Source organism: uncultured Gelidibacter sp. (assembly GCF_947500795.1).
Taxonomy (GTDB): domain Bacteria; phylum Bacteroidota; class Bacteroidia; order Flavobacteriales; family Flavobacteriaceae; genus Gelidibacter.
Window position 1 is genome coordinate 295,691 of record NZ_CANMTE010000004.1, and the last position, 24,253, is coordinate 319,943.

Here is a 24,253-nt window from a genome sequence, read left to right on the forward strand (position 1 = left end):
ATCTCTCGTTAATACTTGTTTGTTATTTTTTTTGAGTCTGCAAATTTACATATAAAAAAACTAATATCAACCATTAAAAACGGTTGATATTAGTTCTACATATATTATAAATTATACACGTCTACGTTTTGGAGGACGACATCCGTTATGTGGTAATGGTGTAACGTCAATGATTTCTGTAACTTCAATACCTGCATTGTGGATAGAACGGATAGCAGATTCTCTACCATTTCCTGGTCCTTTTACGTATACTTTTACTTTTTTCAGTCCAGCTTCTCTTGCTACTGCTGCAGCATCTTCAGCGGCCATTTGGGCAGCATATGGAGTATTCTTTTTAGAACCTCTAAAGCCCATTTTACCTGCTGATGACCAAGAAACGACATCACCTTTTTTGTTTGTCAAAGAGATAATGATGTTGTTGAATGAAGCGGCAATGTGTGCCTCTCCGTTAGCTTCAACAATAACCTTACGTTTTTTAACTTTTGTACTTGACTTTGCCATATTTAATTAGTTTTTAGTATTAGTTTATAGTCGCTAGAATCCTAAACCGTTAAATTTCAAACAGATTCTTTCCAACGTCTAATAGACTAAAGACTATTTTTTATTTAGTTGCCTTTTTCTTGTTAGCAACAGTTTTTCTTCTACCTTTTCTCGTTCTAGAGTTGTTTTTAGTACGTTGACCTCTTAATGGAAGTCCAGCTCTATGACGAATACCTCTGTAACATCCGATATCCATTAAACGTTTAATGTTTAATTGAATTTCTGAACGTAACTCACCTTCAATAGTTAAGGCACCTACAGCTTCACGAATATTACTGATTTCGTCATCTGTCCAGTCCTGAACTTTTGTGTTTTCATCAACTTTAGCTTGTGCTAAAATTTCTTTTGCTCTGCTTGCACCTATTCCATAGATGTAAGTTAAAGAGATTACTCCTCTTTTCTGTTTTGGTATATCTACACCTGCGATTCTTGCCATAATTAACCTTGTCTTTGTTTGAATCTAGGATTCTTTTTGTTAATGACGTAAAGTCTTCCTTTGCGACGTACTAACTTACAGTCAGCACTTCTTTTTTTAACTGATGCTCTTACTTTCATCTGTTCTATATATTAATATCTATAAGTTATTCGAGCCTTAGACAAGTCATAAGGGCTCATTTCTAATTTGACCTTGTCTCCTGGTAACAGTTTTATGTAGTGCATACGCATTTTACCAGAAATATGCGCTGTAACTATATGTCCATTTTCTAATTCAACACGGAACATTGCATTGGATAATGCTTCAATTATTGATCCGTCTTGTTCTATTGATGCTTGTTTTGCCATAATAATATTAAGCTACTGCTTTTCTATTTTTGCCGGTTTTCATTAAGCCATCGTAGTGCTTGTTCAGTAAATATGAATTGATTTGTTGCATTGTATCAATAGCAACACCAACCATAATCAATAAAGATGTACCTCCAAAGAACAATGCCCAACCTTGCTGAACGCCCATCAATTTCACAACAACTGCAGGGAACACAGCAATCATTGCTAAAAATATAGAACCTGGTAGGGTAATTTGAGACATAATCTTGTCTAAATACTCTGAAGTTTCAGTGCCCGGTCTAATACCTGGTATAAAACCACCACTACGTTTTAGATCATCAGCCATTTTATTAGTTGGTACTGTAATAGCAGTGTAGAAATACGTAAACACGATAATCAACAATGCAAATACAACGTTGTACCAAAGTCCAAAGATGTCAGAGAAGTTAGTTTGCATCCAAATTCCAACAGCACCTTCACCTAAACCTTTACCTATTAATGTTGGCACGAACATAATTGCTTGCGCAAAAATGATTGGCATAACACCAGAGGCATTTAATTTTAAAGGTAAAAACTGTCTTGATCCAAATACATTCTTTTCATAACCACCAGAAGCGGTACGACGAGCATATTGTACAGCAATCTTACGAACGCCCATTACCAACATAATTGATAGTAAAATAATAACGAACCAGATAACCAATTCAATAAGTACCATCATCAATCCACCGTTACCACCACCTTCTAATCTAGAAGCGTAGTTAAGTAGGAAAGACGCTGGCATGTTAGCGATGATACCAACCATAATCAATAAAGAAATACCGTTACCGATACCTTTATCAGTGATTTTCTCACCCAACCACATTGCAAACACAGTACCAGTTACCAAGATAATTACTGAAGATACGTAGAACATTGTTCCTGTACCCAATAAGAATGCTGATGAAGGAATACCTAATGCTGGTAAACTTGCCAAGTATCCTGGTGCTTGCACCAAACAGATACCTATGGTTAACCAACGTGTAATTTGATTGATCTTTTTACGTCCGCTTTCTCCATCTTTCTGTAATTTTTGAAGATAAGGGATTGCGATACCCATTAATTGAACGACAATTGAAGCCGAAATGTAAGGCATGATACCAAGTGCAAATACTGACGCGTTTGCGAAAGCTCCACCTGTAAAGGCATTTAGAAGTCCTAGAAGACCTTGATCCGTATTATCGGCCAAAGCACCTAATTGACTTGCATCAATACCTGGTAATACTACTTGTGCACCAAAACGATAAACTAAAAGAAGACCAAGCGTAAGCATGATTCTATCTTTTAGTTCTGTTATTTTCCAAACATTTTTTAAAGTCTCTATAAATTTCATTCTCTAAAAGGTCTTATAAAGTTACAGCTTCTCCTCCGGCAGCTTCAATAGCAGCTTTTGCTGAAGCGGTAAATTTATGAGCAGTTACTTTTAATTTTGATTTCAATTCGCCACGACCTAAGATTTTAACAAGATCATTCTTGCCAACAACTCCTAGTTCTAACAACGTTACGAAATCTACAGTGTCTTTAATTACTTGATCATCTACCAATGCTTGTAATTTATCAAGATTTACACCTTGATACTCTACGCGGTTGATATTTGTAAATCCAAACTTAGGCACACGTCTTTGAAGTGGCATTTGACCACCTTCAAAACCTACTTTCTTAGAGTAACCAGAACGAGACTTAGCTCCTTTGTGACCACGAGTTGCAGTACCACCTTTTCCAGAACCTTGTCCTCTACCTATTCTTTTGCCTTGATTTTTAACTGACCCTTCAGCCGGTTTTAAATTACTTAAATCCATTATTCTGCTGTATTATTTTGTTTCCTCTACAGAAACTAAATGTTGAACTTTATTAATCATTCCAAGGATACTTGGCGTGTCATCATGCTCAACAACCTGATTCATTTTATGCAAACCTAGAGATTCTAAGATTCTCTTTTGAGTTAGCGTACGGTTGATAGCACTTTTTACTTTTTTTACTTTGATCTTTGCCATTATTCTATAGATTAACCGTTAAATACTTTTGAAAGTGAAATACCTCTGTCTTTAGCGATAGTTCCTGCATCTCTTAATTGTAATAAAGCATCAAAAGTTGCTTTAACTACGTTATGAGGGTTTGAAGATCCTTGAGATTTTGATAATACATCATGTACACCAACAGCCTCTAAAACCGTTCTTACAGCTCCACCAGCAATAACTCCAGTACCTTCAGCAGCTGGAATGATATTTACTCTTGCACCACCATACTTACCTTTTTGTTCGTGTGGTAATGTTTTTTTAAGGATAGGAATTCTAACTAAGTTTTTCTTAGCGTCTTCAATTCCTTTTGCAATTGCAGTAGCAACATCTTTAGATTTCCCTAAACCATGTCCTACAACACCTGCTTCATCTCCAACTACTACAATAGCAGAAAAACCGAATGCTCTACCACCTTTAGTAACTTTAGTAACTCTTTGTACACCAATAAGGTGATCCTTAAGGTCTAACCCACTAGGTTTTACTAATTCTGCGTTTTTATATTTTTGATACATAATGTCTTAAAATTTTAGTCCTGCTTCTCTAGCACCATCTGCTAGTGATTTTACTCTTCCGTGATATAAATACCCACCTCTATCAAAAGAAATAGTTTCAACACCAGCTTTTAAAGCTTTTTCTCCAACAGCTTTACCAACTAAGGCAGCTATTTCAGATTTTGTACCTTTTGTAGAACTAATGTCTTTATCTCTTGAAGATGCAGCACTAATAGTATTACCAGTTACATCGTCGATAATTTGAGCATAAATTTCTTTATTGCTTCTATATACAGCTAAACGAGGTCTTGCTTCTGTTCCAGAAACAACCTTACGAATTCTGCTTTTTATTCTTAATCTTTTTTGATTTTTTGTCAATGCCATAACTATACGATTATGCTGATTTACCTGCTTTTCTTCTTAATACTTCTCCTACAAACTTAACACCTTTTCCTTTGTAAGGTTCAGGTTTTCTATAGCCGCGGATCTTCGCTGCAACCTGACCTACCAATTGTTTGTCATGTGAAGTTAATTTTACGATTGGATTCTTTCCTTTCTCAGAAATTGTCTCAACAATAACTTCAGGAGCAACTTCTATAATGATATTATGAGAAAATCCTAAAGCTAAATCTAATTTTTGACCTTGGTTTGAAGCTCTATAACCTACACCAACCAATTCTAATTGTTTGGTCCAACCTTTAGATACACCTTCAACCATGTTATGAACCAATGATCTGTAAAGACCATGGTTAGTTCTTGCCTCTTTACTGTCTGATGGGCGTGCCACTGACACTTCACCATCTCCTACAGTAATTTCAACACCTGTGAATTTTTGACTTAATTCACCTAATTTACCTTTTACAGTAATTACGTTGTCTTTGACGTCTATTGTAACCCCTTGTGGGATTGCTACTGGATTATTTCCTATTCTTGACATATCTCTCCTTTTTTAGTAAACGTAGCACAATAATTCACCACCAACATTCTCTTTATATGCTTGCTTTCCTGTCATTACTCCGTGAGAAGTTGACACAATTGCAATTCCAAGTCCGTTAAGGATTCTTGGCATTTCGCTAGAGCTTGCGTATTTACGTAAACCTGGTTTACTAATTCTTTGAATTTTTCTGATGACAGGCTCTTTAGTCTCTTTGTTGTATTTAAGCGCTATCTTGATAGTGCCTTGTACTGAAGAGTCATCAAACTTGTAACTTAAAATATATCCTTGGTCGAATAATATTTTAGTAATTTCTTTTTTCAGATTTGAAGCAGGAATTTCGACAACTCTATGGTTGGCCATTACTGCATTTCTAACGCGCGTTAGATAATCTGCGATTGGATCTGTATTCATTTATATTAAATTGCGGACGTGGTTTTTGGTTCTCCCCAAACCTATGTCCAGTTCATACTTATTATTACCAGCTAGCTTTTCTAACTCCTGGGATCAAGCCTTGGTTTGCCATTTCGCGTAACATTACACGAGAGATTCCGAAGGTACGTACGTATCCTCTTGGTCTTCCGGTTAATTTACAACGGTTGTGCAAACGTACTGGTGATGCATTTCTTGGTAATTTTTGTAATGCTTCGTAATCTCCAGCTTCTTTCAAAGCTTTACGTTTTTCAGCATACTTATCTACCATTTTTTGTCTCTTCACCTCACGGGCTTTCATTGATTCTTTAGCCATATCTTAGTTCTTTTGAAAAGGTAAACCTAATTCTGTTAATAGCGATTTTGCTTCTTTATCTGTAGCAGCCGTCGTGACAAAGGTAATATCCATTCCTGAAATATTGTTAACTTTATCAATATCTATTTCTGGAAAGATAATTTGCTCAACAATACCTAAATTGTAATTTCCTCTTCCGTCAAAGCCAGTAGCTTTAATTCCGTTAAAGTCTCTTACACGTGGTAACGCTGAAGTCACCAAACGGTCTAAGAACTCATACATTTGCTCACCGCGTAATGTAACTCTTGCACCAATTGGCATACCTTTACGTAATTTGAACGTTGCGATATCTTTTTTAGACAATGTAGCTACGGCTTTTTGACCAGAAATTTTAGTCAATTCTTCCACTGCGTGGTCTACTAATTTTTTATCGGCAACTGCAGCACCTACACCTTTAGATATTACTATCTTTTGTAGTTTAGGAACCTGCATTACGTTTTTATATCCGAATTCTTCTGTAAGAGCAGTAACTACTTTGTCCTTGTACTCTTGTTTTAATCTTGGAATATAAGCCATAACTAAATTACTTCATTTGATTTTTTAGAAAATCTCACTTTTTTATCGCCTTCTACTCTAAATCCAACACGTGTTGTTTCACCTTTACCACTTAATAGTGATAAGTTGGAAATATGAATAGGCGCTTCTTTCTCTACAATGCCACCTTGAGGGTTTTGTGCACTTGGTTTCGTATGTTTCTTAACCATGTTCACACCTTCTACGATCGCTTTGTTCTTATCTTTTAAGATCTTTACAACTTTACCTTCTGTACCTTTATGGTCTCCAGCAATTACTTGTACTGTATCTCCCGATTTTATTTTAAACTTTGTCATCTTATTAGTCATTAAAGCACTTCAGGTGCCAATGATACAATTTTCATGAATTGCTTATCACGAAGTTCTCTTGCAACAGGTCCGAAAACACGTGTGCCTCTCATTTCTCCTTGCGGATTTAAAAGTACACAAGCATTGTCATCAAATCTGATATAAGATCCGTCTGGACGTCTTACTTCCTTCTTGGTACGTACAACAACGGCTGTAGAAACAGCACCTTTCTTAACGTTACCATTAGGCGTTGCATCTTTTACAGAAACAACTATCTTGTCACCTACAGAAGCATATCTTCTTTTAGTACCACCTAGAACGCGGATAGTTAAAACTTCCTTCGCTCCAGTGTTATCAGCTACTTTTAATCTTGATTCTTGTTGTAACATAATTACTTCGCTCTTTCAATTATTTCTACTAATCTCCAACATTTAGATTTAGATAAAGGTCTTGTTTCCATGATCTTTACTGTATCTCCAATGTTACAGTCATTTGTCTCATCGTGTGCAACGTATTTTTTCGTCTTTAACACGAATTTACCATACATAGGGTGTTTTACTTTCTTAACTTCAGAAACCACAATTGATTTCATCATTTTGTTACTAGTAACAATCCCTATACGTTCTTTTCTTAAATTTCTTTTTTCCATCTTTCAGCGGAATACAAATTATTGTACTTCTCTTTTAGTTAATTCGGTTGCAATTCTTGCTACAGAACGTCTCACGTTGCGTAATTGAATCGGATTTTCTAAAGGCGAGATAGCATGTGCCATGTTCAGGTCAGCATAACTCTTTTTAGTTTCACCTAACTTTTCTTGTAATTCAGCTGTAGAAAGCTGTTTAATTTCTGATTGCTTCATAATATCTATGTATTAAGCTTCGTAATCTCTAGCGATTAAGAATTTAGTTTTTACAGGTAATTTTTGTGCTGCCAAACGTAATGCTTCTTTAGCAACCTCCAATGGCACGCCACCTACTTCAAACATAATTCTACCTGGTTTCACTACAGCAACCCAATATTCTACAGCACCTTTACCTTTACCCATACGTACTTCAAGAGGCTTCTTGGTGATAGGCTTGTCTGGATATACTTTGATCCAAAGCTGACCTTCTCTTTTCATAAAACGTGTAGCTGCAATACGAGCTGCTTCAATTTGTCGAGATGTTAAAAACATTCCCGTTTCGTGTACCGATTTTATACCGAACATTCCATTTGAAAGTTCATGTCCTCTTCCGGAATTTCCTTTCATGCGGCCTTTATGCTGCTTACGGAATTTTGTCTTTCTAGGTTGTAACATTTTTCTTTAACTTTAAAAATTACTTTCTACGACGAGGTTTGTTGTTCCCACCGCGTCTTGGCGCATCAGATCCTCCTTTGCCGCCTTGTTTTTTGGATAATCCAACAAGCGGGGAAAGATCTCTCTTACCATACACTTCACCTTTCATGATCCACACTTTAACACCCAATCTACCGTAGGTAGTATGTGCCTCAACTAAAGCATAGTCAATATCAGCTCTAAACGTCGATAATGGAATTCTTCCTTCTTTGTAGTGCTCAGAACGTGCCATTTCAGCTCCGTTTAAACGACCACTAATTTGGATCTTGATACCTTCAGCATTCATACGCATTGTTGCAGCGATTGCCATTTTAATGGCACGTCTGTAAGAAATACGATTCTCGATTTGACGAGCAACGCTAGATGCTACTAAAAATGCATCCAATTCTGGTCTCTTGATCTCGAAGATGTTCAATTGAACTTCCTTATCTGTAATTTTCTTAAGCTCTTCTTTTAACTTGTCTACCTCTTGACCACCTTTCCCGATAATGATACCAGGTCTTGCAGTTGTGATAGTAACGGTTACAAGTTTAAGCGTACGCTCAATAATTACTCTTGACACACTTGCTTTAGATAAACGAGCGTGAACATATTTTCTAATCTTATCGTCTTCAGCAAGTTTATCTCCATAATCATTGCCACCATACCAGTTAGATTCCCATCCTCTGATAATTCCTAAACGATTTCCGATTGGATTTGTCTTTTGTCCCATATCTCTATTTAAGCTTGTGTATTATTGTTTGCTCCAATAACCACTGTTACGTGGTTAGAACGTTTTCTAATTCTGTGTGCACGACCTTGAGGTGCTGGACGTAATCTTTTTAACATTGCGCCACCATCTACTCTGATCTCTTTAACGAACAAGTCAGCATCTTCAATGCTTGCATCTTCGTTTTTTGCTTGCCAATTGGCAATTGCTGAAAGCACCAACTTCTCTAAACGACGAGATGCTTCTTTAGGGCTAAACCTTAAGATATTAAGAGCCATTTCAGCTTTTTGTCCTCTAACCAAATCCGCAACTAAGCGCATTTTTCTTGGTGATGTAGGACAGTTATTAAGCTTTGCAAAAGCAATGTGCTTTTTCTCTTCCTTAATAGCGTCTGCCATTTGTTTTTTACGACTTCCCATAGCTCTACTTATTTTTTACCTTTATTTTTAGCACCCGCATGACCTCTAAAAGATCGTGTTGGTGAAAATTCTCCTAATTTGTGACCTACCATATTCTCAGTTACGAAAACTGGTACAAATTGACGACCATTGTGAACAGCGATTGTTTGTCCAACAAAATCCGGTGAAATCATAGAGGCTCTAGACCACGTTTTGATAACCGTCTTTTTGTTTGAAGCTACATTCTCTTCAACTTTTTTACTCAATTTATAATGGATGTAAGGTCCTTTTTTTAATGAACGTGCCATATTATCTCAATTATTTCTTTCTACGTTCTACAATATATTTATTACTCGCTTTTGTTTTAGAACGGGTTCTATAACCTTTAGCAGGTATACCATTTCTAGAACGTGGATGACCACCTGAAGACTTACCTTCACCACCACCCATTGGGTGATCGACTGGGTTCATCACTACTGGTCTCGTACGTGGACGTCTACCTAACCATCTTGATCTACCTGCTTTACCAGATACTGTCAATTGATGATCAGAGTTAGATACAGCTCCAATAGTTGCCATACATTCTACAAGCACTAAACGTGTTTCACCAGAAGGTAATTTAATAGTTGCGAATTTTCCATCTCTCGCCATTAACTGAGCGAATGCACCAGCACTTCTTGCCATGATTGCTCCTTGTCCAGGACGCAATTCGATACAAGAGATAATAGTACCAAGTGGAACATACTTAAGGATCATTGCGTTTCCAATTTCTGGAGCAACACCTTCAGTACCAGAAACTACAGTTTGCCCAACTTGTAAACCATTTTGAGCAATGATGTAACGTTTTTCACCGTCTTGATAATTCAATAAAGCGATAAATGCTGTTCTGTTTGGATCGTACTCGATAGACGCTACCTCTGCTGGAATTCCAGTTTTGTTACGTTTGAAATCGATAACACGATACTTTCTTTTATGACCACCACCAATATAGCGCATGGTCATTTTTCCTTGACTGTTTCTACCACCAGATCTTTTGTTCGGAACGAGTAAACTCTTTTCCGGCTTATCAGTAGTAATGGCGTCAAATCCATTAACTACTCTAAATCGCTGACCTGCTGTGATCGGTTTTAATTTTCTTACTGACATTTGTCTTTAATTACATGTTAGTGTATAAATCAATAGATTCACCTTCCGCCAGTTGTACAATTGCTTTTTTAACAGCATTTGTTTTACCATTCTGAATACCTGTCTTTGTGTGACGGGTTCTTCTATCTGGACGGACATTTATAGTGCGAACTTTTTCAACGGAAACGCCATAAGCAGCTTCCACCGCTTTTTTTATTTCAACCTTGTTCGCCTTCGTATTCACTTGGAAGCTAAAGCAGTTGTTTAACTCGCTATTAGCAGTCGCTTTTTCAGTGATTATAGGTTTAATTAAGATGCTCATGTTTCCTTATTTACTTAAATTCGATTCAATTCCTTCTAAAGAGCTCTCTAAAAGGACTAATTTATTTGCATTTAAAATCTTGTAAGTGCTTAATTCTGAGTTCATTATGACATCAGAGCCTTTTAAATTGCGTGACGACAAATATACATTATTATTTGAGGCACCCAACACAAACAAAGATTTTTTACCCTCAACACCCAACGCTTTCAATACGTTAGTGAAGTTTTTGGTTTTTGGAGAATCAAAATTGAAATCTTCCATAACCACAATCGCGTCATCATTAGCTTTCATTGTCAAGGCTGATTTACGTGCTAAACGCTTAAGACCTTTGTTCAATTTGAAGCTATAGTTTCTTGGTCTTGGACCAAACATACGTCCACCACCTTTAAATACACCAGACTTGATAGATCCTGCACGTGCTGTACCGGTACCTTTTTGTTTCTTTATCTTACGTGTACTACCAGAGATTTCTGCTCTTTCTTTAGCCTTATGCGTTCCTTGACGTTGGTTAGCAAGATATTGCTTAACGTCTAAGTATACTGCATGGTTATTAGGCTCAATAGCAAACACATCTGCAGAAAGTTCAACCTCTCTACCTGTGCTTTTTCCGTTTATATCTACAACTGCTACTTTCATTATTTCTGAATAATTACATAAGAATTTTTATGACCAGGAACACATCCTTTAACCACCAATAAGTTCTTTTCAGGAACTACTTTGTAAACTCTTAAATTTTCAACATTCACTCTCTCGCCACCCATTCTTCCGGCCATTTTCATTCCTTTGAATACTCTCGCAGGGTATGAAGCAGCACCAATAGAACCTGGAGCTCTTAAACGGTTATGTTGACCATGCGTAGCTTGACCAACTCCACCAAAACCATGACGTTTTACAACCCCTTGGAATCCTTTTCCTTTAGATGTACCAGCAATATCAACATATTCACCTTCTATGAAATGATCTACTGTAATAGCATCACCTAATTTGTAATCTTCTCCAAATCCTTGGAATTCAACGACTTTTCTTTTAACAGAAGTACCGGCTTTCTTAGCATGACCTGCTTCAGCTTTTGTGGCGCTTTTCTCTGTCTTGTCATCGAAACCAAGTTGAAGAGCACTATACCCGTCAACCTCTTCGGTTCTGACTTGGGTAACGATACATGGACCTGCTTCAATAACGGTACAAGGAATGTTCTTTCCGTTCTCGTCGTAGATACTGGTCATACCGATTTTTTTTCCAATTAACCCAGACATAAATATTAATTTGTTTGTTATGGACAATTCACGACTTGCCCGCTATTGTTTTTTTTTGATAGATAATTCGCGACTTACCTACTTACTATTGAAAAATATTCAGGGCCGAAAATACTTCAGCCCTGAATGTATTTTTACCGTTTTTCCCTCGCTCGCAGCTCGGGACATGTTTATCCTCGCGAATGCGGGGATCTTTTGATCAATGACAACGTATCGTCATCCAATTTTGAGACACCTGCCTTCGCAGGTATAACTAAACTTTGATCTCTACTTCTACACCACTTGGTAACTCAAGTTTCATCAAAGCATCAATTGTTTTTGATGAAGAGCTATAGATATCCAAAAGTCTCTTGTAAGAACTTAATTGGAACTGCTCTCTAGCTTTCTTGTTAACGTGTGGTGAACGTAAAACCGTAAAGATTTTTTTATTTGTTGGTAAAGGAATTGGTCCAGTAACAACTGCTCCAGTACTTTTTACCGTTTTAACAATCTTATCAGCAGACTTGTCTACCAACATGTGATCGTAAGATTTTAGTTTTATTCTGATTTTTTGACTCATTTTCTTAAAATTTAAGCTTCTACGCCTCCTTTAGCTGCTTTAATCACTTCTTCAGATATGTTAGAAGGTGTTTCAGCATAATGTGAAAATTCCATTGTTGATGTTGCACGACCTGAAGACAATGTTCTTAATGTAGTTACATAACCAAACATTTCTGATAATGGCACAGTTGCTTTTACAGTTTTAGCGCCAGCTCTGTCACCCATATCATTTACTTGTCCTCTTCTTCTATTCAAATCTCCTACAATGTCACCCATGTTTTCTTCAGGTGTAATCACCTCAATCTTCATGATAGGTTCCATGATAACAGCTTTTGCAGCTTTTGCAGCATTTTTGAATCCAAGTTTCGCAGCCAACTCAAACGATAATTGATCAGAATCCACATCGTGGTAAGATCCATCAGTTAACGTCACTTTCATAGCATCTACTTCGTAGCCTGCCAATGGACCGTTAACCATAGCCATTTTAAATCCTTTTTCAATTGAAGGGATAAATTCTTTAGGAACGTTTCCACCTTTAATTGCAGAAATGAACTCTAAACCTACTTTACCTTCTTCAGCTGGTTCCAATGTAAATTGGATATCAGCAAATTTACCACGACCACCAGATTGTTTTTTGTAAACTTCTCTATGTTGTGCAGTTTTAGTAATTGCCTCTTTATATTCAACTTGTGGTGCACCTTGGTTAACCTCAACTTTGAATTCACGACGCATACGGTCTACAATAATATCTAAGTGAAGCTCACCCATTCCAGAAATAATAGTCTGTCCTGAAGATTCATCAGTTCTTACTGTAAATGTAGGATCTTCTTCTGCTAATTTAGCAAGGGCCATACCCATTTTATCAACGTCAGCTTTAGTTTTAGGCTCTACCGCGATACCAATTACTGGATCAGGGAAGTTCATTGATTCTAAAACAATTGGATGTTTCTCATCAGACATAGTATCACCAGTCTTGATATCTTTAAATCCTACTGCAGCTCCAATATCTCCTGCTTCGATAAAATCGATAGCATTTTGTTTGTTAGCGTGCATTTGGTAGATACGAGAGATACGCTCTTTTTTACCTGAACGGTTGTTCAAGATGTAAGAACCTGCATCTAAACGACCAGAATAAGCTCTAAAGAATGCTAAACGACCTACGAAAGGATCAGTAGCAATTTTAAATGCTAGAGCAGCAAAAGGTTCGTTAACACTTGGCTTACGTCTTTCTTCTTTATCAGTATCTGGGTTATACCCAACAACACTTTCTCTATCCATTGGAGAAGGTAAGTAACGACAAACCGCATCCAATAAGAATTGAACTCCTTTATTTTTGAATGATGACCCACATACCATTGGTATGATTGCCATATCCATAACAGCAGCTCTTAATGCAGCGTGTACTTCGTCTTCTGTAATAGAGTCTTCATCTTCCATGAATTTCTCTAATAAGTTCTCGTCGTAACTTGCTACTTCTTCGATTAAGTTCGCTCTAAATTCACGAACTTCATCTTTCATATCTGCTGGAATCTCAATCACGTCAAAAGTAGATCCGAAGTTATCATCATGCCATACAATAGCTCTGTTTTTAACTAAATCTACGATTCCTTTGAAATCTCCTTCATCTCCAATAGGCAATACAATAGGCACTGCATTAGAACCTAGCATTTCCTTAACTTGTTTGTTAACTTCTAAAAAGTTAGCACCTTGACGGTCCATTTTGTTAACAAACCCAATTCTTGGAACTTTATAATTATCGGCAAGTCTCCAGTTAGTTTCAGATTGTGGCTCAACGCCATCAACTGCACTAAACAAAAACACTAACCCATCAAGAACACGTAGTGAACGGTTTACTTCAACTGTAAAATCAACGTGACCCGGAGTATCAATAATATTGAAGTGGTAAGACTGAGCATCCTCAGTTGGCTCACCATTCTCTCTTGGGAACGTCCAATCACATGTAGTCGCTGCAGACGTAATTGTAATACCTCTTTCAGCTTCTTGCTCCATCCAGTCCATTGTCGATGCACCTTCGTGAGTTTCTCCAATTTTATGGTTTACACCAGTATAAAATAAGATACGTTCTGTAGTTGTTGTTTTTCCAGCATCAATATGTGCTGCAATTCCTATATTTCTTGTAAGTGTTAAATCTCTTGCCATATATTAGAATCTAAAGTGTGAGAAAGCTTTATTAGCTTCTGCCATTTTATGAGTATCTAAACGCTTTTTAACAGCTGCACCTTCTTCTTTGGCCGCAGCTAAAATTTCAGCAGCAAGTTTTGCAGGCATAGATTTCTCATTTCTTTTACGTGAGTAACTAATCAACCATTTCATAGCTGTAGATACTTTACGGTCTGGACGAATTTGCATTGGGATTTGGAATGTTGCACCACCAACACGACGACTACGTACTTCGACGTGAGGCATTACGTTAGATAAAGCATCTTTCCATGTTTCCAAAGCTGTTTTTTCTTCGTCAGTTTTCTTTGCTTCTACAATGTCAATCGCATCGTAGAATACTTTAAAAGCTACAGACTTTTTACCATCCCACATCATCATGTTAACGAAACGAGTTACTAACTGATCGTTAAAACGTGGATCCGGCAAAAGCGGTCTCTTTTTTGCTGCTCTTTTTCTCATGTCTTCTTCTTAAAGTTTTAATTACTTCTTAGGGCGTTTTGTTCCGTATTTAGATCTACGTTGCGTTCTACCTGTAACACCTGCGGTATCTAAGGCACCACGTACAATGTGATATCTAACTCCTGGCAAATCTTTTACCCTTCCACCTCTAACCAATACTATCGAGTGCTCCTGTAGGTTGTGACCTTCACCGCCGATGTATGCGTTAACCTCGTTTCCGTTTGTTAAACGAACCCTTGCTACCTTACGCATTGCTGAGTTAGGTTTCTTAGGTGTCGTCGTGTAAACACGAGTACACACACCACGTCTTTGTGGACACGAATCTAGGGCAACCGATTTACTCTTCTTGGCTATTTTGGTTCTTCCTGTTCGTACTAATTGTGAAATTGTTGGCATATATTTCTATATAAATTTGTTTAACTCCTCGCTTTTGAGGGCTGCAAAGGTAGAAAATAAATTCGCTTTTTCAAAAGTAAATTGATTAATTTTCAAATCTTTGGTAGATTATTTAACATTGAACCTGTTTTTAGATAAATTTTTCCTTTAGCTTTGAAAATCTTTAAGTTTTACATGACTTTAAAAATCTTCTCATTTTTTTTTCTCTTTGGATGGTTCTCATCTCCAACACTATTAGCTCAAACTTTACATCTTACTGCAAATGGTAAAACTGAAGAGGAAACTAATTTTTTGGAGGGGCTTAATTATCAAAACGCATTTAGTGATTTTAACACCCTTAATGAGGAAGTTCAAAAAATCAAATCCAACTTAACACAGTATGGATATCTGGAAAGCCAATTTATCAATTTAGAAAAAACTACAGATTCATCATTTGTTGCTACCTATCATTTAGGTGTGCTTTATAAGAAAGCTCGAATTTATTTTGACATCGGTTTAAATGAAAAGATACTGAAATCAATTTCCAATACCATTACAGAAAATTATTTTGAAGTTGAATTACACAAACTCGAAACTTCGCTTCAGAATTTAAATACTGAAATTGCGAATAATGGGGATCCATTTTCCACGCTTCAACTTATAAACATTAAAAAAGAGAACGGCATATTAGTGGCCGATTTAAAAATTGAGGATACTCACAAAAGAACAATTGACACTATTATTGTAAAAGGTTATGACAAGTTCCCCAAAGCTTACGTCAAACGTTATTTAAAACTTCAAGCGAAACAACCCTTCAATTTAAAAACCATCAAACGGAAAACGCTAGATTTAGAAAATTTACACTTTGCAACTCAAATAAAAGAACCAGAAGTACTCTTCACAAAAGATTCTACTATACTATATATATATGTAGAAAAACAAAAAAGCAACACTTTTGATGGTTTCTTAGGATTTGGCACCAATACCAAAAGCAACAAAATAGAGTTCGATGGTTATTTAAATCTCAATCTTATCAATACTCTTAATTATGGGGAGTCGTTTAGAGTGCTCTATAAAAGCGATGAAAACGACCAAAAGACATTCGACGTTAAAGCTAAACTGCCTTATTTGTTCGGATCACCAATCGGCACCCAAATTGGTCTAAATATTTTCAAAAGGGACTCTACCTTTATAACTACCTCTCAATTTGCAAAAGCAGATTATCAAATCAATCCAAATAATACTATAGCAATCGGTATCACATCTTTAAATTCGACAAACCTATTAGACACCCATTTTTTGAACATTGCCGATTTTAAGTCCACATTTTATACGATAAACTACAACCACCTTACGCCGCAGCGGTACGATAAACTATTTCCTATAAATTTCATGTTTGATTTTTCTACCGGATTTGGGAATAGAACCATTAAGAGTATAAGTGACACACAGACAAAATTTGAACTGAATACTTTTAAAATATTCAATCTGAATTTTAGAAATAGTATTTATACTAATGTTAGCGCGGTGGTTTTGAATTCAGACCGGTTTTTAGAGAATGAACTCTTCCGGTTTGGCGGCATTAATTCTATCAGAGGTTTTGAAGAAAACAGTTTAATGGCAAATCTCTTTGGCGTACTTAATACAGAATACCGGTACAAACTCACCAATAGCTTATATGTCAATTCAATTATTGACCTCGCCTATTACGAAAATCAGATCATTTCTACGCAAAACAAACTTCTCGGATTGGGTTTTGGATTTGGAATACTCACGCGAGCAGGCCTATTTAAACTAAATTACAGCAATGGCAGTTCAGAAAATCACCCTATAAAATTATCCAACTCGAAAATCCATATCAGTTTATCAGCCACTTTTTGATAACAAATCTTTAACAAACACTAATGTTAAAATTAAGCTTAATTTAACAAATACATTGGGCTCATGCCCATTGATCAAATCACAATTTATTGTAAATCAACACTAAAGATTTTCAAGATTTAGCCCTAAAAGGCAAAACCATTCCTTAATTTTTTTTTTAATCCTTCTTTCGTGAGTAATTCGACCAACAAAAGAACTGTATTCCAAGAGATTGAACCTTCAAGCATGGAAAAATCAAAGACCATATAGAAAATTTAATTTGGTTCCAAATGAAATTGATAGTTAATTAAATTGTTTTTTTAACTTTTTATTAGCATTTTTACGGCAGGCTAATTCAAATTAATTTAAATATGAAAACAAAGTTTAGTGGAATTCTAACGCTATTACTAGCGTTCTTTGTGCAAATAACGTTTGCACAAGAAAAAACAATTTCAGGAACGGTATCAGATCAATCTGGTTTACCACTTCCTGGAGTTAACATTATTGTAAAAGGCACCGCATCGGGTACACAGACGGATTTTGATGGTAATTACTCCATCTCCGCCAAGTCAGGAGATGTATTGTCTTTTACTTACGTGGGGTTGAAAGCCCAAGAAGTTACAGTAGGAGCTTCTAATAGTATTAACGTAACAATGCAAGAAGATGCATCTGTATTAGATGAGGTTGTTGTAACTGCGTTAGGTATTAAAAGAGAGAAGAAAAGTTTAGGTTACGCTACCCAAGAAGTTAAAGGGGACGCTGTATCGAACGTGAAAAGCTCTAACTTCGTTAACTCGTTATCCGGTAAAGTTGCTGGTCTAGATATTAAAACATCTGGTACTTTAGGTGGTTCTACCAACGTAGTTATTAGAGGTAACAACTCTATTGCTGGTAACAACCAAGCATTATTTGTTATTGACGGTATTCCTGTAGATAACAGCAACTCAAACTCTTCTGGACAAAGAAGTGGTAGAGGTGGTTATGACTACGGTAATGCTGCTTCTGACATTAACCCTGATGACATCGAGTCTATCAACGTGTTAAAAGGTGCAGCTGCAACAGCTCTTTATGGCTCTCGTGCTTCTAATGGTGTGGTAATGATCACAACTAAAAAAGGTACTGCTAAAAAAGGTCTTGGTGTAACTATCAGCTCAAGTTTAACAATGGGTACTGCTGATTCTTCAACATTGCCAACATATCAGAAAAAGTATGGTTCTGGTTACGGTCCATATTACTCTTCTGATGATGGATTTTTCGAATTGTATGATGTTAATGGTGATGGTATTGATGATTTAATCACTCCATTTACTGAAGATGCATCTTACGGTGCGGCATTCGATCCAAGTTTAATGATTTACCAATGGACATCTATCTATCCTCAATTGGGTAGTACTTACCAACAAGCAACGCCATGGGTAGCAGGTAAAAATGATCCAAATTCAATCTACAAAGCATCTATTACAGCGGTAAACTCTGTTTCCTTAGATGGTGGAACTGACAAAAGTTCTTTTAGATTAGGTTTTACTAACTTATTACAAGAAGGTAATTTACCAAACAGTGAAATTAAAAGAAACACTGTTAATTTTTCTGGATCACATGACTTGAGCGACAAACTTACAGTGTCTACTACTTTTAACTTCATCAAAACAGATGGTAAAGGTCGTTATGGAACTGGTTATAGTTCAAAAAACGTGATGCAACAGTTTAGACAATGGTTCCAAACTAACGTCGATTTCCAAGAACAAAAAGCAGCGTATTTTTCTACACGTGAAAACATCACTTGGAATCCAAATGGTCCTGACAACTTAAGTCCAATTTATTCAGATAACCCTTACTGGACGTTATATGAAAACTATGAGACTGATACACGTTCAAGATACTTCGGTAACTTTGCATTGAACTATGAAATTACTGATTGGTTAGATGTAATGGGTAGATTCTCTTTTGACAGCTACAGTGAGTTACAAGAAGAAAGAACAAACGTAGGTAGTGCTGATGTGTCTGAATATACAAGATACAATAACAGTGTTGGCGAGTACAACTATGACATGATGTTGAATTTCAACAAAGACTTATCTGATAAATTAAACTTAGAAGGTAACCTTGGTGTTAACATTAGAAGAAACACTCAAAACAGCATCTTTGCTGCAACTAACGGTGGTTTAAACTTAGCAGGTCTTTATGCATTGTCTAACAGTGTAAGTCCAATCAACGCTCCAGCGGAATATGACGCTACAACTATGGTTGATGGTCAATACATCCGTGCAAGTTTAGGATATGACAATTTTGCTTATTTAGAAGGTTCTTATAGAACTGACCGTTCTTCTACACTTCCAAAAGACAACAACAGATATGGGTACTACTCGGTATCAGGAAGTTTAGTGTTCTCTCAACTAATTGATGCAAGATGGTTATCATTTGGTAAAGTAAGAGCTAACTACGCAGAGGTAGGTAGTGATACAAACCCATACAGAGTTTTCAATACATTTGGTATTGGTACACCATTTAATGGTGGTGGTGTTGCTTCAAACCCTAATGCTCAAGCTAACTTAGACTTATTACCAGAAAGACAAGAAAGTTTTGAGGTAGGTTTAGAGATGCAATTTGCAGATAGACGTGTAGGTTTTGACGTGTCTTACTATAACACTCAAAACATCAACCAAATTACAAGTATTCCATTATCTACAGCAACTGGTTATACTTCAGCTGTATTGAACGCAGGTACTATTGAAAACAAAGGTGTGGAAGTTCAATTGAATTTAACACCAATCAAAAGTGAAGATTTCCAATGGGATATTACTGCAAACTGGTCTAAAAATGAGAGTTTAGTTGTTGAGTTATTAAATGGTATTGACAACTTACAATTAGCAGCATTACAAGGTGGTATTTCCATCAATGCTACACCAGGTCAACCATATGGTACTATTAGAGGTACTGATTTCGTTTACACAAATGGTGAAAAAACAATCAGATCTAATGGATATTACCAAACTACAGGTACTAACAACAACGTGATTGGAGATATCAATGCTGACTGGAAAGGTGGTGTTTATAACAACTTCAAATACAAAAACTTCAATTTTAACTTCTTAATTGATGTTCAAAAAGGTGGTAATGTATTCTCATTAGATACTTGGTATGGTTATGCAACAGGTCTTTATGACTTTACTGCAGGAAATAATGACTTAGGTAACCCAGTAAGAAATCCAGTTGTTGGAACTCCAGGTAACTATGCTGCTAATAGTGGTGGTGTATTATTGGACGGTGTTAAAGCTGACGGTTCTCCTAACGATGTTAGAGCTGATGCAACTACATATGCAAACCCTTGGGGATATGTTAGAACTCCAAATGCTGCACACGTTTATGATGCAGGTTACGTAAAATTACGTGAGGCAAGTTTAACTTATAATCTTAGCCCTAAAGCATTAGAGCAAATGGCATTTACAGGTGTTTCTATTTCATTAATCGGTAGAAACTTATGGATCATTGACAAAAACACACCTTATGCTGATCCTGAAGCAGGTTTAAGTTCTGGTAACGTTCAAGGTTACCAATCAGGTTCTTACCCTTCTATTAGAGAAATAGGTGCAAGTCTTAAACTACAGTTTTAAATAAAAAATAATTATGAAAAAAATAATATTAACCGTTTTAACTTTCGTAGCCTTAGTGTCTTGTCAGTCTGACCAAGCCTACGAAGATTTAAATAGAGATCCTAAAAATCCAACTCAAGTTCAAGCAGACTTCTTATTTAATTCTGCTACTAAAAGTTTGTATGATCAAATGACGAGTACCAATGTGAACCTTAACGTTTTTAGAATGTTAGGTCAGCACTGGACAGAAACTACGTATACTGATGAGGCGAATTTTGATTTGAATGGAAGAAATATCACTCAAAACCATTGGTCTGAGTTGTATAGAGATGTTCTATTAGATTTGAAAACTGCTCGTGAAAACACAAACGACGACGCTAGTTTAACTCAAGCAGAAAAGGATACTAGAAATGCTCAAATAGAAATACTTATGGTATACACTTGGGCTCACTTAGTAGAGACTTATGGAGATATTCCTTACTCACAAGCCTTAAGCCCAAATGAGTTTGTTTTACCTGTGTATGACGATGCTGCTACAGTTTATACTGATTTATTAGCACGTTTAACTGCAGCTATCCCAAACATTACTGATTCTGGTTTTGGTTCAGCAGATCCTATCTATGGAGGTGACTCTGCAAAATGGAAAAAATTCGGAAACTCATTACTTTTAAGAATGGGAATCAGAATTGCAGATGCTCCAGGTTTTTCTTCTCTAGCGCAAGCAGCAGTTACAACAGCTGTAAGTGGTGGGGTATTTACATCTAACGCTGACAATGCATCGTTAGTTTATTCTAGCACTACTCCAAACACAAATCCTGTGTGGGTTGATTTAGTACAATCTGGTCGTTCTGACTTTGTTGCTGCAAATACTTTGGTTGACGTTATGAATGCATTAGAAGATCCAAGAAGACCTTACTACTTTGACCAAAACTTAGGTGCTGGTGTTTATGTTGGAGGACCTTATGGTGACAATAACAGCTATAGCTCATACACTCACGTTGGAGACAGAATGTTAGATCCCACTAACCCTGCTTCTTTAATAGATTATTCTGAAGTATCTTTCTATTTAGCTGATGCAGCTGAGCGTTCTTTATCTGGAACACCAGCATTGGCAGCAGGTTTTTATAACGATGGTATCAAAGCATCTTTTGATGATTGGGGAGCTCCTGGTGTTGAAGCTTACTTGCTTAAGCCAAGTGTTAATTACTTAACAGCTCCAGGTACTTGGAAACAAAAAATTGGAAAACAATTCTGGTTAGCAATGTACAACAGAGGATACGAAGCATGGACTGCTTGGAGAACCTATGATGTACCAACATTAAACTTGCCAGCTGAATCTGGACTTCCGGTTCCAACAAGATATACTTACCCTGTTAATGAGCAAAACCTTAATGAGGCAAATTGGTCAGCGGCATCAGCAGCAATTGGTGGTGACGAACAAACTACCAAATTGTTCTGGGATGTTAACTAATTAATTAATTATCTATTACAAATATCTAAAACCTCTTAAGTTGAAAAATTTAAGAGGTTTTTTTATACCCTAACTTTTCTGTCCCTGTAAAGACACATCGCTTTTTGTCTTTTGTTTTTTGCAGTCCAACTAAATATATGAGGCTTTATTTTATACCTTTGCGCCATGGAACATGAAACAACTATTTTTGGAATCAGAGCGGTTATTGAAGCGATTAAGTCTGGTGAAAACATTGATAAAATCTTTTTACAAAAAGGACTACGTGGAGAGCTATTTACCGAGTTAGAACAATTGTTGCATAAGGAACGTTTAAATTCCTCTTACGTGCCCGTTGAAAAACTCAACCGACTTACCAACAAGAACCATCAAGGTGTTGTAGCGCAAATTGCGCCTATCAGTTTCTATCCATTGGAAGAATTGGTAACCAACGTCATGGAATCAGGTAAAACACCTTTATTTCTTCTTTTAGACCAATTGAGTGATGTCCGTAATTTTGGTGCGATTATCAGAACGGCAGAATGTACTGGTGTTTCAGGAATCATCATTCAGAAAAAAGGTGGTGCCCCAGTTAATGGTGATACTATAAAAACTAGTGCCGGTGCTATTTTTAAAATTCCAATTTGTAAAGTAGACCATATTAAGGATGCTGTATTCTATATGCAGGCTTCTGGAATAAAAGTAATTGCAGCTACTGAAAAAACGGATCAAAATCTTTATGACGTTTCATTTACTGAACCTTGTGCCATTATCATGGGTTCTGAAGGTAAAGGCATCAATCCATCCATCTTAAAAGTGGTTGATGACAAAGCCAAACTCCCTATTTTAGGCGATATCGAATCATTGAATGTTTCCGTAGCCTGTGGTGCATTTTTATACGAAGTAGTGAGACAGAGACTTTAGATTGGTGACCCGCCCGAACGTACCAGTTCGGTACGGGCAGGTTGAAGATTGAAGATTGGTGATTGAGGATTGTTGACCCGCCCGAACGTGCCTTTTCTGTACGGGCGAGTTGCTGATTTCATTCTGATTCAGAAATTGAAATTGTGAACTAATTACTGCCATCTGAAGACTGAATACTGCTTACTGAAGACTGAATACTGCCAACTAAAATTTACACGTCCCTTCCTCTACTCTATTTACCCAACCAAGCACTTCGACTGCGCTCAGTGTGACAAATATTTATGACTTTGGAGTTTCCTTATAAATGTAGTTGATGTTTGGCGGATTTGTATTATCGTTTTGTTGAACCTTATTTTGTGCTTCATTGCCTGCTTGATTACCCCCTTTTAATTGATTTTCGCTTTCATTTTCAAATTCAATTTCAGTTTCATCTTCAATTTCAGTTTCATCTTCAATTTCCAAATTTTCAATAAAATTCCCATTTTCATCAAAATGTCTTAAAAACGGATCATCCTCTTCATTGTATTCGGGTTCCTGCCATACATACCGATCCGGTTTTGCAATAGCTTTTCTGAATATTACGGCAAACACAAAACCTGTCACGAGTCCGCCTAAATGTCCTTCCCAAGACACGCCGTCCTTAATGGGAAACACATACCAAATCATACTTCCATATAAAAATATGATCATTAAGGACAAGGCAATCAATCGGAAGTGTTTCGCGAAAATCCCTTTAAAAAAGATAAAACTGACCAACACATAGATGAGTCCACTGGCGCCAATATGATTTGACGGTCTACCGATTACCCAAGTAATCAACCCTGACAGTAGAATTCCAAACAACAGCACCTTCCAAGCAATGGGTCTGTAAAAATAAAACAGCGCCATAGAGAGGACTACTAAGGGAATGCTATTATGATATATGTGTTCAATATTGGCGTGAATAAACGGACTCAGAAGTATACCTCGTAGACCAACCACTGTTTCTGGAACGATACCCCAAGTTTTAATGACTGGAAAGAAGCGGACCTGTAACCAAAACACGATCCAGATGAGCATCAGAAAAAAGATGGGATAACCAACAACGCCTGTTGAATATTTAAAATGTTGTTGATTGCTCATGGTTAAATTTAATGGTTTCTAATCAAATTTATAACCATTTGTGCAAAATATGAAATATTGTCACCCAACTGCATGAGTGATGGAGCGGTTTGTTTGAAATCCTTTTTGTTTTTTCAACAAAAAGATTGAGCCGCGAGAGCACGACTTTTTTGTCCTTCACAAAAAAGGCATGCCCAAAATTGTAATGGGAGATTCCTCTTTGTAAAGGATTTGATGT

General features: G+C 36.7%; 34 protein-coding genes. 4 read left to right on the forward strand and 30 right to left on the reverse strand.

The annotated features are described in order from the left end of the window. Nucleotides 1-111 precede the first annotated feature (111 nt). The 29 genes from rpsK to rpsL all read right to left on the reverse strand — a co-directional run bounded on the left by rpsK (nucleotide 112) and on the right by rpsL (nucleotide 15,114). Nucleotides 112-501, reverse strand: coding sequence for a 30S ribosomal protein S11 (gene rpsK, locus Q0947_RS11455; RefSeq protein WP_027126054.1), 390 nt, complete (start codon nucleotides 499-501; stop codon nucleotides 112-114). A gap of 100 nt (nucleotides 502-601) precedes the next feature. Continuing rightward, nucleotides 602-976: a 30S ribosomal protein S13 gene (gene rpsM / locus Q0947_RS11460; protein ID WP_146893517.1), complete on the reverse strand. Its 375-nt coding sequence runs from the start codon at nucleotides 974-976 to the stop codon at nucleotides 602-604. 2 nt (nucleotides 977-978) lie between these two features. Beyond that, nucleotides 979-1,095 (reverse strand): type B 50S ribosomal protein L36, encoded by a 117-nt coding sequence (ykgO, locus tag Q0947_RS11465; protein ID WP_008269159.1) that lies wholly within the window; start codon nucleotides 1,093-1,095, stop codon nucleotides 979-981. A 12-nt stretch (nucleotides 1,096-1,107) separates the two neighbouring features. Then, complete coding sequence (gene infA / locus Q0947_RS11470; RefSeq protein WP_146893516.1) at nucleotides 1,108-1,323, reverse strand: translation initiation factor IF-1; 216 nt, start codon at nucleotides 1,321-1,323, stop codon at nucleotides 1,108-1,110. Nucleotides 1,324-1,330: 7 nt separating this feature from the next. Beyond that, entirely contained in the window at nucleotides 1,331-2,677 is a 1,347-nt protein-coding gene (gene secY / locus Q0947_RS11475) for a preprotein translocase subunit SecY (RefSeq protein WP_299397388.1), read from the reverse strand. Between the two features lie 13 nt (nucleotides 2,678-2,690). After that, complete coding sequence (gene rplO / locus Q0947_RS11480; protein ID WP_299397390.1) at nucleotides 2,691-3,143, reverse strand: 50S ribosomal protein L15; 453 nt, start codon at nucleotides 3,141-3,143, stop codon at nucleotides 2,691-2,693. Between the two features lie 12 nt (nucleotides 3,144-3,155). Further along, nucleotides 3,156-3,338 (reverse strand): 50S ribosomal protein L30, encoded by a 183-nt coding sequence (gene rpmD, locus Q0947_RS11485; protein ID WP_299397393.1) that lies wholly within the window; start codon nucleotides 3,336-3,338, stop codon nucleotides 3,156-3,158. 11 nt (nucleotides 3,339-3,349) lie between these two features. Beyond that, nucleotides 3,350-3,874, reverse strand: coding sequence for a 30S ribosomal protein S5 (gene rpsE, locus Q0947_RS11490; protein WP_299397395.1), 525 nt, complete (start codon nucleotides 3,872-3,874; stop codon nucleotides 3,350-3,352). Between the two features lie 6 nt (nucleotides 3,875-3,880). Beyond that, a complete protein-coding gene (gene rplR / locus Q0947_RS11495) occupies nucleotides 3,881-4,237 on the reverse strand; it encodes a 50S ribosomal protein L18 (RefSeq protein ID WP_299397398.1) in 357 nt (118 codons plus the stop codon). Nucleotides 4,238-4,247: 10 nt separating this feature from the next. After that, entirely contained in the window at nucleotides 4,248-4,790 is a 543-nt protein-coding gene (gene rplF / locus Q0947_RS11500; RefSeq protein WP_299397401.1) for a 50S ribosomal protein L6, read from the reverse strand. A 12-nt stretch (nucleotides 4,791-4,802) separates the two neighbouring features. Continuing rightward, a complete protein-coding gene (rpsH, locus tag Q0947_RS11505) occupies nucleotides 4,803-5,201 on the reverse strand; it encodes a 30S ribosomal protein S8 (RefSeq protein ID WP_299397404.1) in 399 nt (132 codons plus the stop codon). A 64-nt stretch (nucleotides 5,202-5,265) separates the two neighbouring features. Further along, the gene (gene rpsN, locus Q0947_RS11510; RefSeq protein WP_299397407.1) at nucleotides 5,266-5,535 is read right to left on the reverse strand and encodes a 30S ribosomal protein S14; all 270 of its coding nucleotides are present in this window, start codon (nucleotides 5,533-5,535) and stop codon (nucleotides 5,266-5,268) included. 3 nt (nucleotides 5,536-5,538) lie between these two features. Beyond that, nucleotides 5,539-6,090: a 50S ribosomal protein L5 gene (gene rplE, locus Q0947_RS11515; protein WP_299397410.1), complete on the reverse strand. Its 552-nt coding sequence runs from the start codon at nucleotides 6,088-6,090 to the stop codon at nucleotides 5,539-5,541. 2 nt (nucleotides 6,091-6,092) lie between these two features. After that, entirely contained in the window at nucleotides 6,093-6,404 is a 312-nt protein-coding gene (gene rplX, locus Q0947_RS11520; protein WP_299397413.1) for a 50S ribosomal protein L24, read from the reverse strand. A gap of 11 nt (nucleotides 6,405-6,415) precedes the next feature. After that, nucleotides 6,416-6,784: a 50S ribosomal protein L14 gene (gene rplN / locus Q0947_RS11525; protein ID WP_299397415.1), complete on the reverse strand. Its 369-nt coding sequence runs from the start codon at nucleotides 6,782-6,784 to the stop codon at nucleotides 6,416-6,418. A 2-nt stretch (nucleotides 6,785-6,786) separates the two neighbouring features. Next, entirely contained in the window at nucleotides 6,787-7,044 is a 258-nt protein-coding gene (gene rpsQ, locus Q0947_RS11530; RefSeq protein ID WP_066436347.1) for a 30S ribosomal protein S17, read from the reverse strand. Nucleotides 7,045-7,062: 18 nt separating this feature from the next. Then, nucleotides 7,063-7,254 (reverse strand): 50S ribosomal protein L29, encoded by a 192-nt coding sequence (rpmC, locus tag Q0947_RS11535; RefSeq protein ID WP_299397421.1) that lies wholly within the window; start codon nucleotides 7,252-7,254, stop codon nucleotides 7,063-7,065. Nucleotides 7,255-7,266: 12 nt separating this feature from the next. Further along, a complete protein-coding gene (gene rplP / locus Q0947_RS11540; RefSeq protein WP_299397423.1) occupies nucleotides 7,267-7,692 on the reverse strand; it encodes a 50S ribosomal protein L16 in 426 nt (141 codons plus the stop codon). Between the two features lie 19 nt (nucleotides 7,693-7,711). Beyond that, nucleotides 7,712-8,443: a 30S ribosomal protein S3 gene (gene rpsC / locus Q0947_RS11545; RefSeq protein WP_199599717.1), complete on the reverse strand. Its 732-nt coding sequence runs from the start codon at nucleotides 8,441-8,443 to the stop codon at nucleotides 7,712-7,714. 8 nt (nucleotides 8,444-8,451) lie between these two features. Next, the gene (rplV, locus tag Q0947_RS11550) at nucleotides 8,452-8,859 is read right to left on the reverse strand and encodes a 50S ribosomal protein L22 (RefSeq protein WP_027126036.1); all 408 of its coding nucleotides are present in this window, start codon (nucleotides 8,857-8,859) and stop codon (nucleotides 8,452-8,454) included. Between the two features lie 8 nt (nucleotides 8,860-8,867). Next, nucleotides 8,868-9,146, reverse strand: coding sequence for a 30S ribosomal protein S19 (gene rpsS / locus Q0947_RS11555; RefSeq protein WP_299397431.1), 279 nt, complete (start codon nucleotides 9,144-9,146; stop codon nucleotides 8,868-8,870). Between the two features lie 10 nt (nucleotides 9,147-9,156). Further along, the gene (gene rplB / locus Q0947_RS11560; protein ID WP_299397434.1) at nucleotides 9,157-9,984 is read right to left on the reverse strand and encodes a 50S ribosomal protein L2; all 828 of its coding nucleotides are present in this window, start codon (nucleotides 9,982-9,984) and stop codon (nucleotides 9,157-9,159) included. Nucleotides 9,985-9,994: 10 nt separating this feature from the next. Then, a complete protein-coding gene (gene rplW / locus Q0947_RS11565; protein ID WP_299397436.1) occupies nucleotides 9,995-10,285 on the reverse strand; it encodes a 50S ribosomal protein L23 in 291 nt (96 codons plus the stop codon). A gap of 6 nt (nucleotides 10,286-10,291) precedes the next feature. Then, a complete protein-coding gene (gene rplD / locus Q0947_RS11570; RefSeq protein ID WP_299397439.1) occupies nucleotides 10,292-10,921 on the reverse strand; it encodes a 50S ribosomal protein L4 in 630 nt (209 codons plus the stop codon). Then, nucleotides 10,921-11,538, reverse strand: a complete 618-nt coding sequence (rplC, locus tag Q0947_RS11575; protein ID WP_299397441.1) for a 50S ribosomal protein L3 — start codon at nucleotides 11,536-11,538, stop codon at nucleotides 10,921-10,923. Before rplC ends, rplD begins: the two co-directional genes overlap by 1 nt. Nucleotides 11,539-11,791: 253 nt before the next feature. Next, the gene (rpsJ, locus tag Q0947_RS11580) at nucleotides 11,792-12,097 is read right to left on the reverse strand and encodes a 30S ribosomal protein S10 (protein ID WP_066436369.1); all 306 of its coding nucleotides are present in this window, start codon (nucleotides 12,095-12,097) and stop codon (nucleotides 11,792-11,794) included. An 11-nt stretch (nucleotides 12,098-12,108) separates the two neighbouring features. Then, nucleotides 12,109-14,238: an elongation factor G gene (gene fusA / locus Q0947_RS11585; RefSeq protein ID WP_299397445.1), complete on the reverse strand. Its 2,130-nt coding sequence runs from the start codon at nucleotides 14,236-14,238 to the stop codon at nucleotides 12,109-12,111. Nucleotides 14,239-14,241: 3 nt separating this feature from the next. Then, nucleotides 14,242-14,718: a 30S ribosomal protein S7 gene (gene rpsG / locus Q0947_RS11590; protein ID WP_133758911.1), complete on the reverse strand. Its 477-nt coding sequence runs from the start codon at nucleotides 14,716-14,718 to the stop codon at nucleotides 14,242-14,244. A gap of 21 nt (nucleotides 14,719-14,739) precedes the next feature. Next, nucleotides 14,740-15,114, reverse strand: coding sequence for a 30S ribosomal protein S12 (gene rpsL / locus Q0947_RS11595; RefSeq protein WP_299397451.1), 375 nt, complete (start codon nucleotides 15,112-15,114; stop codon nucleotides 14,740-14,742). 174 nt (nucleotides 15,115-15,288) lie between these two features. Between rpsL and Q0947_RS11600 the strand changes: the two genes are divergently transcribed. The 4 genes from Q0947_RS11600 to rlmB all read left to right on the forward strand — a co-directional run bounded on the left by Q0947_RS11600 (nucleotide 15,289) and on the right by rlmB (nucleotide 22,914). Further along, nucleotides 15,289-16,974 (forward strand): ShlB/FhaC/HecB family hemolysin secretion/activation protein, encoded by a 1,686-nt coding sequence (locus Q0947_RS11600; protein ID WP_299397454.1) that lies wholly within the window; start codon nucleotides 15,289-15,291, stop codon nucleotides 16,972-16,974. A 350-nt stretch (nucleotides 16,975-17,324) separates the two neighbouring features. Next, nucleotides 17,325-20,564, forward strand: a complete 3,240-nt coding sequence (locus tag Q0947_RS11605) for a SusC/RagA family TonB-linked outer membrane protein (RefSeq protein WP_299397456.1) — start codon at nucleotides 17,325-17,327, stop codon at nucleotides 20,562-20,564. Between the two features lie 13 nt (nucleotides 20,565-20,577). After that, nucleotides 20,578-22,014 carry a SusD/RagB family nutrient-binding outer membrane lipoprotein gene (locus tag Q0947_RS11610; protein WP_299397458.1) on the forward strand — a complete coding sequence of 479 codons (1,437 nt, stop codon included), beginning with the start codon at nucleotides 20,578-20,580 and terminating at the stop codon, nucleotides 22,012-22,014. Nucleotides 22,015-22,179: 165 nt separating this feature from the next. Continuing rightward, entirely contained in the window at nucleotides 22,180-22,914 is a 735-nt protein-coding gene (gene rlmB, locus Q0947_RS11615; protein ID WP_299397461.1) for a 23S rRNA (guanosine(2251)-2'-O)-methyltransferase RlmB, read from the forward strand. Between the two features lie 279 nt (nucleotides 22,915-23,193). Here rlmB and Q0947_RS11620 read toward each other — a convergent pair whose 3' ends face one another. Further along, entirely contained in the window at nucleotides 23,194-24,036 is an 843-nt protein-coding gene (locus Q0947_RS11620; protein WP_299397464.1) for a rhomboid family intramembrane serine protease, read from the reverse strand. Nucleotides 24,037-24,253: the final 217 nt, after the last annotated feature.